The organism is Paenibacillus ehimensis NBRC 15659, assembly GCF_004000785.1.
In the GTDB taxonomy this organism is placed as follows: domain Bacteria; phylum Bacillota; class Bacilli; order Paenibacillales; family NBRC-103111; genus Paenibacillus_G; species Paenibacillus_G ehimensis.
In genome coordinates this window covers 1-17,819 of record NZ_BILX01000055.1, presented here as the reverse complement: position 1 = coordinate 17,819, position 17,819 = coordinate 1, and the positions used below count along the sequence as shown (strand labels likewise).

The 17,819-nt window shown below is 53.6% G+C and carries 18 protein-coding genes and 2 pseudogenes; 17 read left to right on the top strand and 3 right to left on the bottom strand.

The window, feature by feature from the left end:
• Window positions 1-100: 100 nt before the first annotated feature.
• The 9 genes from PEH01S_RS24535 to ylqF all read left to right on the top strand — a co-directional run bounded on the left by PEH01S_RS24535 (window position 101) and on the right by ylqF (window position 5,993).
• A complete protein-coding gene (locus PEH01S_RS24535; RefSeq protein ID WP_025851511.1) occupies window positions 101-451 on the top strand; it encodes a putative DNA-binding protein in 351 nt (116 codons plus the stop codon).
• Window positions 452-481: 30 nt separating this feature from the next.
• Window positions 482-1,849, top strand: a complete 1,368-nt coding sequence (gene ffh / locus PEH01S_RS24530; protein ID WP_025851512.1) for a signal recognition particle protein — start codon at window positions 482-484, stop codon at window positions 1,847-1,849.
• A gap of 38 nt (window positions 1,850-1,887) precedes the next feature.
• Window positions 1,888-2,160, top strand: coding sequence for a 30S ribosomal protein S16 (gene rpsP / locus PEH01S_RS24525; RefSeq protein ID WP_010501096.1), 273 nt, complete (start codon window positions 1,888-1,890; stop codon window positions 2,158-2,160).
• A 22-nt stretch (window positions 2,161-2,182) separates the two neighbouring features.
• Window positions 2,183-2,413: a KH domain-containing protein gene (locus PEH01S_RS24520; protein WP_010501094.1), complete on the top strand. Its 231-nt coding sequence runs from the start codon at window positions 2,183-2,185 to the stop codon at window positions 2,411-2,413.
• Between the two features lie 79 nt (window positions 2,414-2,492).
• Entirely contained in the window at window positions 2,493-3,017 is a 525-nt protein-coding gene (gene rimM, locus PEH01S_RS24515) for a ribosome maturation factor RimM (protein ID WP_025851514.1), read from the top strand.
• Window positions 3,014-3,781: a tRNA (guanosine(37)-N1)-methyltransferase TrmD gene (gene trmD, locus PEH01S_RS24510; protein WP_127488613.1), complete on the top strand. Its 768-nt coding sequence runs from the start codon at window positions 3,014-3,016 to the stop codon at window positions 3,779-3,781. The genes rimM and trmD overlap by 4 nt, the downstream gene beginning before the upstream one ends.
• A 298-nt stretch (window positions 3,782-4,079) precedes the next feature.
• Window positions 4,080-4,421 carry a 50S ribosomal protein L19 gene (gene rplS / locus PEH01S_RS24505; protein ID WP_025851516.1) on the top strand — a complete coding sequence of 114 codons (342 nt, stop codon included), beginning with the start codon at window positions 4,080-4,082 and terminating at the stop codon, window positions 4,419-4,421.
• Between the two features lie 73 nt (window positions 4,422-4,494).
• On the top strand, window positions 4,495-5,091 hold the full coding sequence (gene lepB / locus PEH01S_RS24500; RefSeq protein WP_127488611.1) for a signal peptidase I: 597 nt from the start codon (window positions 4,495-4,497) through the stop codon (window positions 5,089-5,091).
• 23 nt (window positions 5,092-5,114) lie between these two features.
• Window positions 5,115-5,993, top strand: a complete 879-nt coding sequence (ylqF, locus tag PEH01S_RS24495; protein ID WP_127488609.1) for a ribosome biogenesis GTPase YlqF — start codon at window positions 5,115-5,117, stop codon at window positions 5,991-5,993.
• 129 nt (window positions 5,994-6,122) lie between these two features.
• Here ylqF and PEH01S_RS24490 read toward each other — a convergent pair whose 3' ends face one another.
• Genes PEH01S_RS24490 through PEH01S_RS24480 form a run of 3 tightly spaced genes read right to left on the bottom strand, consistent with a single transcriptional unit; the run spans window position 6,123 to window position 9,012 of the window.
• A complete protein-coding gene (locus PEH01S_RS24490) occupies window positions 6,123-6,866 on the bottom strand; it encodes an MOSC domain-containing protein (RefSeq protein ID WP_127488607.1) in 744 nt (247 codons plus the stop codon).
• 50 nt (window positions 6,867-6,916) lie between these two features.
• Window positions 6,917-8,134, bottom strand: coding sequence for an N-acetylglucosamine-6-phosphate deacetylase (gene nagA / locus PEH01S_RS24485; RefSeq protein WP_164828035.1), 1,218 nt, complete (start codon window positions 8,132-8,134; stop codon window positions 6,917-6,919).
• A gap of 26 nt (window positions 8,135-8,160) precedes the next feature.
• Window positions 8,161-9,012, bottom strand: coding sequence for a MurR/RpiR family transcriptional regulator (locus PEH01S_RS24480; RefSeq protein ID WP_025851522.1), 852 nt, complete (start codon window positions 9,010-9,012; stop codon window positions 8,161-8,163).
• A 123-nt stretch (window positions 9,013-9,135) separates the two neighbouring features.
• Here PEH01S_RS24480 and PEH01S_RS24475 point away from each other — a divergent pair, with 123 nt between their 5' ends.
• From PEH01S_RS24475 to PEH01S_RS24440, 8 genes and pseudogenes are all read left to right on the top strand, one after another.
• Window positions 9,136-11,055 carry a beta-N-acetylhexosaminidase gene (locus PEH01S_RS24475; RefSeq protein ID WP_127488603.1) on the top strand — a complete coding sequence of 640 codons (1,920 nt, stop codon included), beginning with the start codon at window positions 9,136-9,138 and terminating at the stop codon, window positions 11,053-11,055.
• A 366-nt stretch (window positions 11,056-11,421) separates the two neighbouring features.
• Complete coding sequence (locus PEH01S_RS24470; RefSeq protein ID WP_025851526.1) at window positions 11,422-12,825, top strand: MATE family efflux transporter; 1,404 nt, start codon at window positions 11,422-11,424, stop codon at window positions 12,823-12,825.
• A 36-nt stretch (window positions 12,826-12,861) separates the two neighbouring features.
• Window positions 12,862-13,347: a GNAT family N-acetyltransferase gene (locus PEH01S_RS24465; RefSeq protein WP_025851528.1), complete on the top strand. Its 486-nt coding sequence runs from the start codon at window positions 12,862-12,864 to the stop codon at window positions 13,345-13,347.
• Window positions 13,348-13,368: 21 nt separating this feature from the next.
• Entirely contained in the window at window positions 13,369-14,700 is a 1,332-nt protein-coding gene (locus tag PEH01S_RS24460; RefSeq protein ID WP_127488601.1) for an FAD/NAD(P)-binding protein, read from the top strand.
• 108 nt (window positions 14,701-14,808) lie between these two features.
• Window positions 14,809-15,456 carry a polysaccharide deacetylase family protein gene (locus PEH01S_RS24455; RefSeq protein ID WP_164828034.1) on the top strand — a complete coding sequence of 216 codons (648 nt, stop codon included), beginning with the start codon at window positions 14,809-14,811 and terminating at the stop codon, window positions 15,454-15,456.
• A gap of 257 nt (window positions 15,457-15,713) precedes the next feature.
• On the top strand, window positions 15,714-16,226 hold the full coding sequence (locus PEH01S_RS24450; protein ID WP_127488597.1) for a hypothetical protein: 513 nt from the start codon (window positions 15,714-15,716) through the stop codon (window positions 16,224-16,226).
• A gap of 52 nt (window positions 16,227-16,278) precedes the next feature.
• Window positions 16,279-16,893 (top strand): annotated as a pseudogene (locus tag PEH01S_RS24445) (ribonuclease HII); the annotation flags it as partial.
• A 136-nt stretch (window positions 16,894-17,029) separates the two neighbouring features.
• Window positions 17,030-17,819, top strand: a pseudogene (locus tag PEH01S_RS24440) (hypothetical protein); the annotation flags it as partial.

The window sequence follows — 17,819 nt, the reverse complement described above, 5'->3', positions numbered from 1 at the left end:
CCTGACAAGGAGAAAAGCTTGACATCCCCCTTCAATTTCAGTATGATAAGTGAGGTTGATTTGCTGTAAAGTGTTTTACCTTAACGGGGGTGAGGCACGAATGACGGAGGAAAATGTCCTTCAAAAGACGAATCGGATTAATCTGCTGTTCGATTTCTATGAGCGGCTGCTGACGGAAAAGCAGCAAATGTTTTTGAAGCATTATTTTCACGACGATTATTCGCTTGGCGAGATCGCATCGGAATTCAGCATCAGCCGTCAAGCGGTCTACGAACATATTAAACGGGCCGAATCCGTGCTTGAGGAGTACGAAGGCAAGCTGCGGCTCTTGGAGAAGCATGAAGAACGGCAGCGGCTCCTCCGGCAGCTTGAGGCGCTTAGCGGCGGTCTGCCGGAGCCGGAGCGCTCGGGGATTCAGGCCGTCATGGAAAAGCTTAACGAATTGGACTAACATATTCCCTCCGAAAGGTGGTGACGACCTGTGGCATTCGAAGGACTATCCAGCCGGCTGCAAAGTGTATTCAGTAAGCTTAGAGGAAAAGGCAAGCTGACCGAGGACGATGTAAACGAAGCGCTGCGGGAAGTACGGCTTGCGCTGCTTGAGGCGGATGTCAACTTTAAGGTCGTCAAGGAATTCATCGCCAAGGTGAAGGAACGGGCGATCGGACAAGAAGTGCTGCAAAGCTTTACTCCGGCGATGGTTGTCGTCGATATCGTAAACAAAGAGCTGACAGCCCTGATGGGCGGGACGCAGAGCAAGCTGGCGCGGGCGAACAAGCCGCCGACGGTCATTATGATGGTCGGTCTGCAGGGCGCAGGGAAAACGACGACGACCGGCAAGCTCGCGAAGCTGCTTCTTCAGCAGAACCACCGGCCGCTGCTGGCCGCGGGGGACATCTACCGCCCGGCTGCGATCAAACAGCTTCAAGTGCTTGGCGAGCAGCTGAAGGTTCCGGTGTTTTCGCTGGGCGACAAAGTCAGCCCGGTCGAGATTGCAAAGCAGGCGCTGCAGCATGCGAAGGATCATAACAACGATTACCTGATCATCGATACCGCGGGCCGTCTTCACATTGACGAAAGCTTGATGGACGAATTGAAGCAGATCGTCGAAGCGGTCAGCCCCGACGAGATTTTGCTGGTGGTCGATGCAATGACCGGGCAAGACGCGGTCAACGTGGCCGAAAGTTTCCATAAGCAGCTGGAGCTGACGGGCGTCGTGCTGACGAAGCTCGACGGCGATACGCGCGGGGGAGCGGCGATTTCGGTCAAAGCCGTCACCGGCTGTCCGATTAAGTTTGCCGCCATGGGCGAGAAGCTGGATGCGCTCGAGCCGTTCCATCCCGAACGGATGGCTTCGCGGATTCTCGGCATGGGCGATATGCTTACGCTGATCGAGAAAGCGCAAGCGAGCATCGACGCGGACAAAGCGAAGGAAATGGAACGCAAGCTGCGTACCGCGGAATTCACGTTTGACGACTTCCTGGAGCAGATGGAGCAGGTCAAGAAGCTGGGTCCGCTGGACCAATTGCTCGATATGCTGCCGGGCGCAGGTAAGATCAAGGGCATGAAGGACGTCAAGGTCGACGATAAGCAAATGGCCCGGGTCGCTGCGATCGTCAAGTCGATGACCAAGGAAGAACGGCAAAATCCGGACCTGCTCAGTCCGAGTCGGCGCAAGCGCTTGGCTGCGGGAAGCGGCAATTCCGTGCAGGATGTCAACCGTTTTATCAAGCAGTTCGAAGACATGCGCAAGATGATGAAGCAGTTCTCCGGCATGATGGGGCCCAAAGGGGCCAAGCAGCTGAAGAACCTTAAGAAGCTCGGACGCGGGATGAAATTCCCGTTTTGAGATAAACGTTTTTTAACTCTATTGGGGAGGTGATATACATGGCAACTCGCATTCGTCTGAAGCGTATGGGCGCTCACAAAGCTCCTTTCTACCGCGTGGTGGTTTCGGATTCCCGTTCCCCGCGTGACGGTCGTTTCATTGAAGAGATTGGCACATACAATCCGGTTGCTCAACCAGCCGTTGTGAATATCGACGAGGAAAAAGCACTGAAATGGCTCCAAAACGGTGCGCAAGCTTCCGATACGGTTCGCAGCCTGTTCAGCAAAGCTGGCATTTTGACAAAATTTCACGAGTCTAAGCTGCAGAAGTAATCTGTAAGATTCGGAGGGTACGATGAAGGATCTTATTACCGTTATCGCCAAGGCGTTGGTGGATCATCCTGAAGAAGTACGCGTGAATACGGTCGAGGACGACCGCAGCATCACGTTTGAGCTGTCGGTACACCCTGACGATGTCGGCAAAGTGATCGGCAAGCAAGGACGTATTGCCAAGGCGCTCCGCACCGTAGTCACATCCGCTGCAGTGAAAGAACCGAAACGCGTTTCGGTTGAAATCGTGTCATAAGGGAAACATGAGAGTTAGGAGCTGCTCCTAACTCTTTTCTCTTCCTATAGAGCTCCTATTCCAAACCCGGGAGGGTCCTATGAGCGAAAAGTTGTATACGGTTGGAAAAATTGTAAATACACACGGCATCCGCGGCGAGCTTAAAATCGTACCGGAAACGCATTTTCCGGACGAACGCTTTGCCAAAGGCAGCAAGCTGGTATTCGTCCACCCCGAGCAAGGGACGCAGCTCTCTGTTACGGTCGAAGCGGCCCGTGAGCAAAAAAATATGTTTATCATCAAATTCCAAGGCTTCACGAATATCAACGAAGTGGAGAAATATAAAGGCTGGCTCTTGAAAGTCGAAGAACAATATTTGTCCGAGCTTCCCGAAGACGAGTATTACTACCACGAAATTATCGGCTGCACCGTCGTCACGGAGGAAGGCGAAGAGCTGGGTACGATTTCGGAAATTTTATCGCCCGGGGCGAATGACGTATGGGTCGTCAAGCGTCCGGCCGGCAAACCGCTGCTGCTCCCTTATATCGACGATGTCGTGCTGAACGTCGACGTAAACGGGAAAAAGATTACGGTCCGCCTGATGGAAGGCTTGCTTGACCTATGAGAATCGACGTGCTGACGCTTTTTCCAGCGATGTTCGAAGGGGTGTTTACTTCGAGTATTTTGGGGAAGGCACGGGAAAAAGGTTTAGTCGGGCTGAATACGGTCAATTTTCGCGATTACGCGAACAACAAGCATAATACGGTGGACGACTATCCGTACGGTGGCGGTGGCGGCATGGTGCTGAAGCCGGAACCGCTGTTCGCGGCGGTTGAGGATGTAACCTCCGGGCTGGAATCGAAGCCCCGCGTGATCCTGATGTGTCCTCAAGGCGAGCCGTTCTCGCAGAAAAAAGCCGAGGAGCTTGCGGCGGAGCGGCATTTGATCTTCATCTGCGGACACTACGAGGGCTATGACGAGCGTATCCGCGAGCACTTGGTGACGGACGAGCTGTCCATCGGCGATTATGTGCTGACCGGGGGAGAGCTGCCGGCGATGGTCGTGATCGACAGTGTCGTACGTCTGCTCCCCGGCGTGCTGGGCAACGAAACGTCGGCGGTGACGGATTCGTTCAGCACCGGGCTGCTGGAATATCCTCATTATACCCGTCCCGCGAATTTCCGCGGCTGGGAGGTTCCCGAAGTGCTGATCTCCGGTCACCATGGGAATATCGAGGAGTGGCGCAGAAAGCAGTCGCTGGAGCGCACATGGAGGAAACGTCCCGATTTGCTGGAGGGGATCGAGCTCACGCCTAAAGAACGCCGCTGGCTTCACGAATGGGAAGCGCAGGAGCGTTCAGGTCGGGATCTCCCCGGGAAGCCGGAATGACGGGCCTACGCTCAGGAAAAACCGTTTTGCGTCATGCGCAGAAGCATGAGACAAGGCGGTTTTTAATTTTGCGTCGTTGAATACGTTTTCAAGTACATCGGAAATGAAGCGACTCGGAAAATTATCGTCAATCACAGCCGGTACAGCGAAGAACTGGTTGTGTTTCCCTTGAGTTTATGCTATTATATAAAACGTTGTGGCAATTTGCTTGAATACGGTGGTCCTCTGCACGTGACATCGAAGAACCGACATCTATTAGCAGCGGCATGAACACCTGTGTGGAAGGAGGGAGTCATCCATGAACTTGATCCAAGAGATTACGAAGGAACAACTGCGCAGCGACATTCCGAGCTTTCGTCCTGGCGACACTTTGAAAGTGTACGTTAAGGTTATCGAGGGTTCGCGCGAGCGTATCCAGCTGTTCGAGGGCGTTGTTATTAAGCGCCGCGGCGGCGGAATCAGCGAAACGTTCACAGTAAGAAAAATTTCTTACGGTGTCGGCGTTGAGAGAACGTTCCCGCTTCATACTCCGAAGATCGATAAGATTGAAGTGGCTCGCCGTGGTAAAGTCCGTCGCGCGAAGCTCTATTATCTTCGCGGTCTGCGCGGTAAGGCAGCAAGAATTCAAGAGATTCGATAACGAAAACAAAGGGGCTTGCACACCAAGTCCCTTTTCGTTTTTTACCCACTCTGGCGAAAGGGCAGGAAAGCTAATGGAGCAGGATCAAACCGTAGAAAAAACGAATCCCGTCAAAAACGAAGCTTGGGAATGGATCAAAGCGCTGCTGATTGCGGCGGCCCTCGTGTTTTTTATACGCTGGCTCGTTTTCGCCCCGTTCATTGTGGAAGGGCCTTCCATGGAGCCGAATTTCTATACGGGAGAACGGCTCATTGTCAATAAGTTTATTTACAAGTTCGGGACGCCGAAGCACGGGGAAGTCGTCGTGTTTCATGCGACCAAAGATAAAGATTACATAAAGCGCGTCATTGCCTTGCCGGGCCAAAAGGTTAGAGTCGAAGGCGACAAGGTGTACGTGGACAACCAATTGGTGGACGAAACCTATCTGAAGCCGGCGTTGGATAAAGCCGCCTCGGAAGGGAGACCCTATAACACAAGAAATTTCCCGGAGCAGACAGTCCCCGAGGGCAGCGTATTCGTAATGGGCGACAACCGTTCGAACAGCTCGGATAGCCGCGACCCGTCTGTAGGCTTTGTCAATTATGATAAAATTGTCGGACGTGCCGATTTGATATTCTGGCCGTTCAATAAAATCAGCCTGGTTCATTTCAACAGCCCGAACCGGCAGTAGGTAAACAGATTGAGGTGACTCAGATGACGATCCAATGGTTTCCGGGTCACATGACACGGGCAAGGCGGCAAATCCAGGAGAAGCTGAAGCTGATTGATATGGCGATCGAGCTTTTGGATGCGCGGGTACCGTTATCCAGCCGAAACCCGATGATCGATGAGATTTTGCAAAACAAACCGCGCTTGGTTCTGCTGAATAAGCATGATTTGGCGGACCCTGAGGTTACCCGGCAGTGGATTGAGTTTTTCGCCGAGCAAGGGCTGAAAGCGATCCCTATCGATTCCGTAGGCGGCAACCCGGTGAAAGAAATTATGCAGCGCAGCAAGGAGCTGCTGTCGGAAAAAATTCAGGCGCAGCTGCGCAAAGGAATGAATCCGAGAGCGATCCGCGCGCTGATCGTCGGAATTCCGAATGTCGGAAAGTCGACCCTGATCAACCGGATGGCCGGACGTAAAATCGCCGCAACCGGAGACAAGCCGGGGGTCACCAAAGGACAGCAGTGGATTAAGGTCGGCACGGAGATGGAACTGCTCGATACGCCGGGGATTTTGTGGCCGAAGTTCGAAGATCAGTCGGTCGGTCTGCGCTTGGCAGCGACCGGGGCGATCAAGGAAGAGATTTTGCAGGTGGAGGAAATCGCCCTGTTCGCTATGCGTTATTTGACCCAGCATTATGCGCAAGCGGTCAAAGAGCGTTTCGGCGTAGAAGAGATTCCGCAAGACCCGGCAGATACCGAGGCGATTGTCGCTTTGATGGAAGCCGTAGGCCGCAAGCGCGGCGCGCTGATGAGCGGAGGACGGGTGGATCTGGAGAAGGCCTCGCTCGCCATTCTGCGCGAGCTGAGGGCAGGCAAGCTGGGACGAATAAGCCTGGAAGCGCCTGAAGATGCCCCGACAGCCTAACCATGCCACAGCTGTCCATAAACGCGGCAACGCGCGCTGTGAGAGGCACGGCGCGCGTTGGGAACGAAAAATGAATGTATCAAGTAGAGCGAATTCGTAAAGGAACGAATCGCTCTTTTTAATTTGAAATCAATCGCTCAAATAAACCGGATCGTCAACGGTAATGGTTCCGGTCCGAACGACTCTGGCGTATACCCCAAAGCAGGCATCCAGATGCTTGGCGATATGCTTTAGGAATGTCGGGTTGACGGTGTTATGGTCCGGATCCACGTTCACCATGCTGCATCGATGGCATTTTTTGTATACCTCCAGCTTCGTATCTCCGATGTGGACGGTTTTCCCGATCCAATCAAACTCCTCAAAAGGCCTTTGTTCGTCGTAGCGAATGACGAAGTTGGGTCGGAATCTGCGCATGTCGGCTTCCACGCCGATAATTTTTTCCAGCTCGGCCAGAGAAACATCCGTGGCGAGCAAAATGTTTGCTTCATCAACCCCCAGCAGGTCGTCATGCTCAGGCGAATATTTCTGTGGAGAAATCTCCCGCGGAGAAACGACGGCCCGAATTTCTTCAAAAAGCTCCTCACCCCATTGAAATACCCGGCCGTCGGGGGCGGTAACCTGCACTGGCGGAAATTCGTTGCCGGATCGGTCGGCCACGTATTTGCTGGAGTAAGCGAGCAGCTTCGGGACAAATTTGGCGTTCAGCTTTTTATTCGAGCGGGAAGCATCGGTTGAGCGCGTGTGATCAATAAAAGCGTACCCTCTGTCTCCGTAGAGACCGTATCGCTCGATATCGACCGTGCTCAGGCGTTCCCCTTGAAAGGACTTAACCGGATACCGGTAAATGGCCTCAATGACACCAATGGATTGCAAAGCGAACCCCTCCCTGAAATGAATGCTTGTGAATATGCGCTTCCCGATGCCTAGACAAAGTCGTTGGATTCGGGATCAAACCAATCCCCGCCAAGCATGACGCGCTTCACCTGCAGTTGCTCGGGCTCCAGCACGATGAGGTCCGCATCGTACCCGGCTTTTAAAAGTCCCTTGTTGTGCAGTTTTGCGATTCCTGCCGGAATCGAGGTCGCATGCTTCACGGCCTCCGGCAACGATTTTCCGTGCGTTTGCACGAGATTTCGTACCGATTGCGCCAAAGGAATGGTGCTTCCGGCGATCGTACCGTCGGCGAACCGGGCAGCCCCTTCCTTGACATGCACCTCCAGTCCGGCCAAATGGTAGACGCCGTCCGTCATGCCCGCGGCGCGCATGGAATCCGTAATTACACAGACGCGGTCCTGCTTTAGTCTTACAATCAATTCTACGGCTGCCGGGTGCAGATGATACCCGTCAACGTTGATTTCGGTGCTAAGCTCGTCGTGCAGAAGCACCGCTCCCACAACCCCCGGTTCCCGATGATGAAACGGACGCATGGCATTGCAGCAGTGGACGGCATGGGAAATTCCCCAGCCGATAGCGGTCCGCACCTGATCGTAGGTAGCGTCGGAATGTCCGCAAGCGGCGATGATGTTTTGCTCCAAGGCAAAAGCGACGGCCTCCTGGGCGCCTTCCAGTTCGGGAGCGAGCGTCAGCATGCGAAGAAATCCGGGGAAGCGGGAGGTCCATTCGCGAAGCCACGCGGTCTGCGGGTTGCAAAGCCATTGCGGATGCTGGGCTCCGGGCCATTTGGGACTGAGGAACGGCCCTTCAAGATGGATGCCTTGGATCACCTGACCGATGCGCTCCGTTTGCCGCACGGAAAAAGCGGCGGCTAGCGCGCGGTCGATGTCCGGCTTCGAGGCCGTCAAGGTGGTGGCGAGAATCGAGGTTGTGCCATGGGCGAGATAATAGCGGAGCATCCGGATCAGGCCGGAGGCGCTGCCGTCCATGACATCCGCGCCTGCGCCGCCGTGAAGATGAATGTCGATCAAGCCGGGTGTCAAGCAGGAGCTGCCAAAATCGAGCAGGGGTGCGTCTGCAGCCTCATCCGGATGGCCGTATCCGGCGGCCGTCTCCTCCTCGGCGTATACTTTTGCGATTCTGCCCCTCTCGATGACGACATAACCGCTAAAAGGGTCTCTGCCGCTTCCGTCGAGGATCATCCCTTTGAGCACCAGCCGGCCGGCTCTTCGTTCGCGCTCCGTCACGTGCAACGCCTCCATTTGCTCTTTGTTTAGCCCTTTCTTTTTTGGCGCACCATGGTGTAGGTTTCTTCCAGCTGCAGTACGGCGTCGGTAAAGTTACGGCTGATCATGGACATGTATAAAATATCGATCACATGGGTTTGAGCCAGACGCGAACCGATGTCGCCCCGTTTCATCCCCGCCTCGGTCGCGGTGACCCAAAGTCCGATATCCGCCATTTGATGAAGCGGATTGTTGCCGACCTGCGTGATGCTGATCACCGTGGCCCCGTGCTCTTTGGCCATCGCCGCCACTTCGAGGGTTTCCTTCGTTTTTCCAGAGTAGGAAATAGCGACGAGTACATCCCCTGGCTGAAGCAGGACGCCGGAAAGCAGCATAACTTGAGGATCGCTGTAAACAAAGCTCCACCGGTTCAGGCGAATCCACTTGAACGAGGCGTCCATCGCGACGAAAGAAGAGCTGCCTACGCCGAAAAAAGCCGTTTTCGAAGCGTTCAGCAGCGCGGTAACGGCCCGGTCGACCTGTTCGGCGGACAGGACCAGCGCCGTATCCTCGATGCATTGCTTTGCCCCGCGGGTAAGCTGCCGGATCACTTCGGCGGAGTCCATGCCGGGACGAATATCGTCAAAATGGTCGTCTTTCTTCGGAATTGCGGCCGTAGCAGCAAGCAGTGCGAACTTTAGCTCGCGGTATCCGCTGAAGCCGGCGCGCTGGGCAAGCCGGGCGACCGTCGCTACGCTCGTTTCCGTATCTTCGGCGAGCTTTTGCACGGAAATTTGGCTAATTTGCTGCTGGTGCCGAAGGATATACTCGGCTACCCGTTTTTCAGCCGGATGCAGCGTATCGAGCATGCTTTGCAGCAATAAACCGGCATTGTTCATGACGTTCACCTGCTTGTGATTTATTCGTTGACGTAATATAATTCCTCACAATATAATAATATACGTAATAATGTTACATATCAATATTTTTTTCTATTCCGTACCAGTTTGGAGGGAGAAGCGATGAGAATAAAGTTTGAAGGGCAAACGGAAGAGGTGTCAGCCGGGATCGGGCTGTTGGCGGAGGAGCTGCGGCTTACGCTATCGGATGACGGCATCCCGGTGCGCGTGGAACGGACGCCGAATGTGTTGGAGGTTCGTCTGGAACAAGGGCAAGGAACGATCCGCTATGGAAGAAAGCACGAATTTTTTCGCGCATTAGGATTGTTTATTCAGCATTACGGCGAGAAAGAATCGTTCCATATCAAGGAGCATCCGCAGTTCGATGCGATCGGGCCGCAATTCGATTTGTCGCGCAATGCGGTATTGACGGTGGACAGCTTTAAGGCATGGATTCACAAGCTCGCCCTGATGGGGCTCAACTCGATGGTGCTTTACATGGAAGATGTGTATGAGCTGGAGGGCGAGCCTTATTTCGGTTATATGCGGGGGAGATATTCGTTCGCCGAGTTGAAAGCGATAGATGACTATGCGGACATCTTTGGCATCGAGGCGTATCCCAGTATCCAGACCTACGCGCATCTGGAGGAGTTTTTGAAATGGGAGCAGGCGGCGCACTACCGGGACACGAGGGGCGTGCTGCTGTCCGATTACGAGCCGACATACGAGCTGATTGAGAAAATGCTTGGAGCCGCAACCGCTCCGTTTCGCAGCAAAAAGGTGAATATCGGCATGGACGAAGCGGAGGAGCTGGGAAGGGGGAAATACCTCGACCGTTTCGGTTATAAGGACCGGTTCGACGTGATGATCGGGCACTTGTCCAAGGTGCGCCAAATTGCGCAAAAGCTCGGCTTGGAGCCATGCATGTACGGAGACATGTTCCTGAAGATGGCTTCCAAGGCTGAGGGCGATCATTACGTGTTCGTGAAAAACGTGGAGCTTCCCGAGGAAATGGTGAGCGTGCTTCCCAGCGACGTGCGGTTAGTCTACTGGGACTTTTTCCATACGGAAGAAAAGGACTATTCGTATCTGATTGACATCCATCGTCAATTGGGCCGAGGTCAGAATCCGATTTTCCTCGGCGGCATCTGGACGTGGAACTGCTTCGGCACAAACTACGGGCTTTCCTTGAAAACTTCCGACGCGGCCTTGAAGGCCTGCAAAAAGGAGGGTGTGAAGCAGGTACATGCGGCCATGTGGGGCGACGACGGCATGGAAAACAACCATTTCAATGCGCTGCTCGGCATTCAGCTGTATGCGGAACATGCTTACGCGGAGGAAGTGAGCACGGAACAACTGTATCAACGAGTGAAGTTTTGTACGGGCATTGAAGCAGAAGCGTTCCTTAATCTGAAATATTTGGACGAAACGCCGGGGAGCGTGCCGGACAATACGGAGCAGAGCAATCCGTCCAAGTTTTTGCTGTGGCAGGATGTGCTGTTAGGCTTGTTCGACAAGCAGATCGAGGGATTGGAGCTGTCGGAGCATTACGCACGGCTGGAGCAAGCGATTCGTGAACGACGCAATCCCGAGGCGGATCTTGATTATTTGTTCGAGGTGCCTGAGCAATTGTGCAGAGTGCTGGCGTTAAAAAGCCAATTAGGCATCGAACTGAAGCAGGCTTACGACAACGGTCAACTGGAAAAGCTTAAAGAGGCGGCGCTGGATGTGCTTCCCGAGTTGTCCCGTCGCGTCAACGCGCTGCGGATCGCTCATCGGAACCAATGGCATGCGATGTATAAGCCTTTTGGATGGGAAGTGCTCGATATCCGCTATGGCGGCGTCCTCACGAGGCTGGAGAGCGCAGGCGCGCGACTGCTGGATTATGCGGAGGGCAGAGTCGATAAGCTCGAGGAATTGGAACAGGAGCGGCTGTTGTTCGGCCAACGCAATCGTTTTAACAATAAAGGGGCGGGCTGGAGCAGCTATTATTTTCGAATTGCTTCGCCGAATGTGTTTTTCCATGTGCTGCCGATATTTTGACCGGAAAGAAGCGCGTTTGTGATTCAAGAGACCGCCTCTGCGTTAAGGCGCAAGAGGCTTTTCTAACTTTCAATTCTTGTTGAACAACGTTTCTCTTATGAAAAATTATAAATTTCAAATCCTCAAAAACCTATTGCTCCAATGGGAAAAATTTGATAATATCCTTTTAATAAATAGTATTTACTATTTATTGGATTATGAGATAAAGTTTCCCTGATGGAGGTTAGGGGAAATCAAGGATGGAGAGTAAACCATAAAAAGGAGTGAGTGCAGGCGGGAATACGAGAATAGTGACGGCGATAAAGTTCGCCGGTCTGCAAGACAGTCGGCGAGAGGATGAAGAGACATACGATAGGGAGAACCGGAATGAAAACAAGAAAGTGGTTTGGGTTTGAAAAAGCATTTTTCGTCAGTTTTATTGCGACGGCAATTCCTGTCATCATTCAGGTGCTTATGCTGTCGTCGCGGAATTTGTCGGATGTCCTGATGGTCGGGACGTTAGGACAAACCGAGGTGGCTGCGGTCGGTATTGTTAGTAAAGCGATGATGATTCCGATTGTGCTGCTGGTCGGCCTCAGCAGCGGTTGCGGCGTTCTGGCCGCCCAATACTGGGGAGCGGGCAATCTTTCCGGCGTCAAAGGAATTCTGGGTCTTAGTTTCGGGATGGCGTTTGCGCTTGTCGTGCTGCCGGTTCTCGTCTTTTTTACCGCAAATCCGGCGCTCGTGATGGGGCTGGCCACTTCCGACAGCCATCTTACCGAAATCGCATCGAGTTTTTTGGGCGTCATTTCATTAAGCGTCATTTTTTTAGCGATTGTCAATGTGTTTGGCGTTGGCCTTCGAGCCATCGGTCAAGCTTCCACAGCGATGTACTTCAGCATAGGCGGCGTCGCCTTGAATGTGCTGCTGAACTACCTTCTTATTTTTGGAAAAGCCGGGTTTCCCCAGTTAGGCATCATGGGGGCTGCCTATGCTACGCTGATCAGCAGTGTGGCGGAGGCTTTGCTGCTCACCTCAATGATTTACTTCAAAAAACACCCCCTGGCGTTCGTTCCGAACGATTTCATCCGTTATATCAGCAAAGATCGTTTAATACAGTTTGTCCGGATATCCGTGCTGGCCACCGTCAACGGCTTCATCTGGTCTACGGGAATCTTCTTGTATCATGTCATTTACGGAAAGATCGGGACCGAAGCGTTGGCTATTATGTCGATGATGGCGACCGTCGATTCTTTCAGTGCCGCTTTTGAACAAGGATGCGCTACGGCGACGGCCGTGCTCCTGGGCCACACTCTTGGACAACAGCGCTTTAGTGCTGTAATTGATCAAGCTAAAGGAATGCTAATGATCAGTCTTCTCCTGTCGCTCTCGCTGGGTTCGCTGCTGCTGTTGTTTTACCGCCCGATCATCGGATTGTACGGAGCGATCGACGATTCATTAATCGATGAGGCCTTCCAAGTGTATATGATCATGGCGCTTACTTTTTGGCTGAAAACGATCAATGCCGTCGGGATCAGCGGGGTGCTGCGCAGCGGAGGAGATTTGCAGGCCGGGTTGGTGATTGATTTCACCGGACAATGGCTGATAGGCATCCCGCTTGCTTTAGTCGGCGCCTTCGTCTTGAAGTGGAGCTTGCCGCAAATTTTTATACTGGTCATTATGGAAGATCTTGTGAAAGCGTGCATGACGCTTTATCGCATCCGGCAAGGCAAATGGGTGCGAAACCTTGTCACGGTTGAGACGCGTGAGCAGACGTATTCGGCGATGTAATATTGAAAATCATTTTGAGGTGAAGCGATCGTGGAAATGCTGGACAGATTAGTAAAGCTTTATGAGCTGCCTCCGTTGGACGGCTATATTAACGCACTGCGCGAGAAGGGTATCCTTATACGCCGCCCGAGAGCTTATGAGAAAAATCAGGTGCTGGAATGGGTGCAAACCAATTTTAGCAAAGGTTGGATGAGCGAATGCGACGTTACGTTTTCCAATTCCCCAGTCAGCAGCTTTATTGCTACACAGGACGGTGAAATTATCGGCTTTGCTTGCTATGAAGCGACGTACCGGAATTTTTTCGGCCCGATCGGGGTAGGCGAAGCTTACCGGGGCGGACAGGTGGGCAAAGCGCTGCTGCTGCATTGCTTGCATGCGATGGCGGATATGGGCTACGCCTATGCCATAATCGGCGGTCCCAAGGAGGCGGCTCCGTTCTACGCGCGAGTCGTGGGCGCTATCGATATCGAAGGGTCGAATCCGGGGATTTATATCGACAGATTGCGTGGAAAAGATAGTTGAAAAAGGAGCGGGAGAGAAACGATGATAAACCTTAATCATGCCGATTTGGTAGTTGCCGGCGGAGGCTTGTCGGGAAGCCGGGTGGTGATTCATGTCTTAAACCGGTTGCTGGAAGCAGGCAAGGAAGCGGGACAAAAGCCGATCGATATCGTGATGATTGACCGTTTCGGCGAATTCGGTCGCGGGATTCCTTACGGGAAACAAAGCCCGTCCGGATTTTTGCTCATTGAACCGGCTGCCCAATCGACACCGAAAGAGTTCCGGGATTGGCTGTCACTGCATTATAAGGAGCTGCTCAATGAAGGCGTGCACCATGAAGACCGATTGCTGCAGGCCTGGATATTTCGCTATAAGGAGCAGCTTGAGAGCGGGCAGGTAGACGGATTGTATGTGCCCCGGAAGCTGTTCGGCTTCTACGTCGAGCGCTTGCTTCGCCAAACGGTGCAGTTGGCCGAAGAACGGAATTTGGCCAAGGTCGGGTTGATTACGGGAGAGGTAACGGATGTCGAACCGGAGGAGTCCGGCTTTACGATCCGGCTTGCCGACGACTCAAGCTTTCTTGGCCGGGCGTTCGTGCTGGCGACGGGATGCATCCCGCGCAGCAATAGCTGCGGCTTGAGTGTGGACGAGGGATATATTCACGATTTGTACGAGGATGCCTATGCCGGTCTGGAACAGGCGGTTACGGAGCGCGTCACAACGTTCGGCCGGAAGCTGGACATCTTGATCGCAGGCTCGAACGCTTCGGCGATTGAGGCGATCTATTTTCTTGCGAATCGCCCGAAGCTGCTCTCTGCTGTCCGCAGCATTAATGTTGTCTCTTCAAGCGGGTACTTGCCGGGCGGCGTCTTCGAAGGCGAAGAGAACGAAGCTCTGACGTCGGGCGGCCAGCGTCCGTCGGCCCGTGAATATATCGAGACCGCTGCCCGGTTTGTAGCGGAAGGGCTTGTTACCGCCACGCAGGCAAAAATCATTCGTATGGATAGCCGGGCAGACCGCCGGTTATCTATAGAAGCGGACGGAGATGAGGGGAAAATCGAACTGACGGCAGATCTCGTGGTGAACTGCACCGGAGCCGGACGCGTGAACCGGACGGATTCCCCGTTGATCCGCAATTTGCGGGCACGCGAAAATCATTTTAAAACGAACGCTTCCTTGCGGGGCTTCCAACTGCGGCCGAACTCTTACGAGCTCGACGGAGCGGACAACGGCTTTGTCATCGGCCCATTATTAAACCAGGATGCGCTTGAAACCCACGTTGAAAGTATTCTGGCCGTGTACCGGGTAGCGGAGGAGCTGGGCAGCGTCTTGTACCAGCGATTATCGGAGACGGCGCTGGCATCGAAGCGATAGCGGTTGAAAAATAAGGCTTGCCGGACGATCCGACCCGAGGACCATGAGTTTTCGGAGAGGAAGCGAACGCCTCTCCTTGCTATTTTCCTTTGGAAGGGAGAGTTACGCTTGATTATCTACCAATTGCCTTCGCGGGAACGACAGATCGCGCTCACGTTCGACGACGGTCCGAATCCGGTCTATACTCCGCAAATTCTGGACTTGTTTAAGAAACACCAAGCTTATGCCACTTTTTTCGTTATCGGCTCCTATGCCAAGCAATACCCGGATCTCCTTCGCCGTATGGTTGAAGAAGGGCACGAAATAGGGAACCATACGTACAGCCATCCCGCTTTGCCCAAATGCGAAAGGCAGGAAGTGTACGAAGAATTGGAAACCACGAACGGGATTATTCAAGAAATTACAGGAATAAAGCCCTCCTTGTTTCGCCCCCCTTATGGCGAATTCAATAAGCATACCGTCGAGGCGGCCGATCGGCTCGGGCTTCATACGGTGATCTGGCCGGATCATCAAAATACGAAGGACTGGAGTCTTCCTGGGGCCGACACGATTGTGGAGCGGGTGCTGGACACGCTGCAGACTGGAGATATTATTTTATTTCATGACGGCAGCGGAGACGATGCGGGCGAGGACCGCAGCCAAACGGTACAGGCCATCGAAAAACTGCTTCCCCATTTGATTGACAATAATTACAGACTGGTAACCGTGACCCGGATGATGCGCAATTATAATGAAGCGATGGCTTTGCAAGTTTAGAATAAAACGAATAATTATTCAATATTATGTATATATATTGAATTTCGTTCTTCTCACCTTACATCCGAATCCAGCAGCTCGCTGCACATTTCATGGACTTGATTATGGTTCTCCGTAATCGGGTCCTTTTCTTTTTGACAAGGTCGTCGTGGACAGGCCCTTGAAAATTTTCGGTTGGGACGAGGAAACAAAACGGTTGTACGTATCGTTATGTATATAGAGTAACGGCTGCTGAAAGGCGGGAGAAAATGAACGGAATGAACGGATGGAAAGCACGTATGCGGATGGCCGTTGTCGCCGCTTTGTTCGGCATCGGTTTGCTCAGTGCTTGCAGTCATGAGACGGGAAAAGATGTTGCCGCCGGAAAACGGACCTGGGGCCAACCGCATGGCATTCGGGCGGAAGATATTGCGAGCCTGATCATTACCGATTCGTCGGGCAACACGAGTTCGATCGTTTCCCGGGATGCGATCGTACAGTTTCTCGAAGCGATACAGGAAGCGACTGCGGAGGCGGCTAAGCTGGACATCCGGCCCCCCGACATGACGATCGCTCTGAGCTTGAAGGATGGCAGAGAGCATCCGCTGTACTTTTGGCTTGCTCAAAATAACGATCGTTTGTTCGTGGATCTGGATCGTTCTGCAGGGTACTATACGTTGACGGCGGAAGGAAAAAATATGGTTTTACATTTATTGGACGAAACGAGAAAAAGCTTGAATTCGCGGTTTTATGCGCTAGGGGATAGGCAGGTCCCGAATCCTGCGGTATAATGGAACATCATGGCGGAGTACCAGGTCGAATTTTGTTGCAGGAAATGCGGGTGAGAAAATGCTGGAATACGAACAAGAGCTCTGGGGCTATGGAAGGACGTTCGTGGCCGGAGTTGACGAGGTCGGGCGGGGGTGCTTATTCGGCGATGTGGTGGCTGCCGCGGTTATTTTGCCAAAAGGTCTGGTGCTCGAGGGCGTCGACGATTCGAAGAAGCTAAGCGAGAAGAAGCGGGAAGCGTTATACGATGTGATCCGGCAGGAGGCGCTGTCCATCGGAATTGGAGTGGCGGACGTCGAAACGATTGAACGGATCAATATTAAGCAGGCAGCTCGACTCGCGATGAAACGGGCGGTCGAACAGCTGAACCCCGTTCCCGATTCGCTGCTTGTCGATGCCGAGCAAGTCGATGTGGATGTGGAGCAGCTTGCCGTCATACATGGCGACGCTCTAAGCCAATCCATCGCGGCCGCTTCCATTATTGCGAAGGTGACACGGGACCGCATGTGCTTGCAATGGGATATGAAATTTCCGGAGTACGGCATTGCGATACATAAAGGATATGCGACCAAAATGCATCGGGAGCGTCTGGCGGAATACGGTCCTTCGCCGATGCACCGCAAAACGTTTCTAAGAAATATCGTTTACGAACAGCAGGTGCTGTTTTAGAATAGTTGTGAGTCTAGGCTGAAAAAAGCCCGGCGGCTAGCCGATATATACAATGAACCGGAAATGCTGCCGGCAGGGTGACGTACAAGCGGTGCCCAGGCCGGCTTTATTTGTATAGATGGAAGGAGGGGCAGCGATGAATATCAGCGGATTGATCCGGGGATTGGCGGGCGACGCGCAGGCGGCGGAGCCTAAAGCCTTGGAGCTCAAGGTCGGGCAAGTGGTGAAGGGCATGGTGCTTCAGGTTGGACCGGAGAAGGATGCTGTAGTCAATATCGGCGGAGTCCAGGTGCGCGCACAGCTTGAAACGCCGCTGAAGCCGGGGGAAGTCACAATGCTTCAAGTGCAGCCGGAATCGCCGGGGGGGCAGGTAGTCCTTAAGCCGCTGCAGCCAACCGCGCAAATATCGGACGGGTCTCTCGCGGATATCGTGAAAACGATGGGGCTCCCTGATTCTCCGGCAAACCGGCAGCTGGTGCAGCTTCTGCATCAGGCCGGAGTAACGTTGACGAAGGAGAATGTGCAGGCGTTTGCGAAGCTTCAGGCTCAAATGCCCCCGAATATGCCGCAAGAAGCATGGCTTCCTTCGGCTGTTATCGCGTTTCAAAAAGGACTGCCCATGACTCCGGAAACGGTTGCTTCGGTGCGGCAGGCGGTGCAGGGGCCGCCGTTTCATGAGGTCTTAGAGCAGCTCGGCAAGCTTGCAGGGCGCGAGCTGGAAGGAAATGCTTCGCTGTCGCCGCAAAGCCGCGAGCTGCTGCAAAACGTGCGGCAGCTTGTTCAACAGCTTCGCGATACGGCGAGCTTGCTGCTAGGGGCGAAACCTGACGGTGGAGAGAGGACGCAGGCAGCGGCGCAGCCGGGAGCGGGCGCAGGCGCGGGAGCGCCAGCGGCGGCGCAGCCGGGAGCAAGCGCGGGAGCGCAAG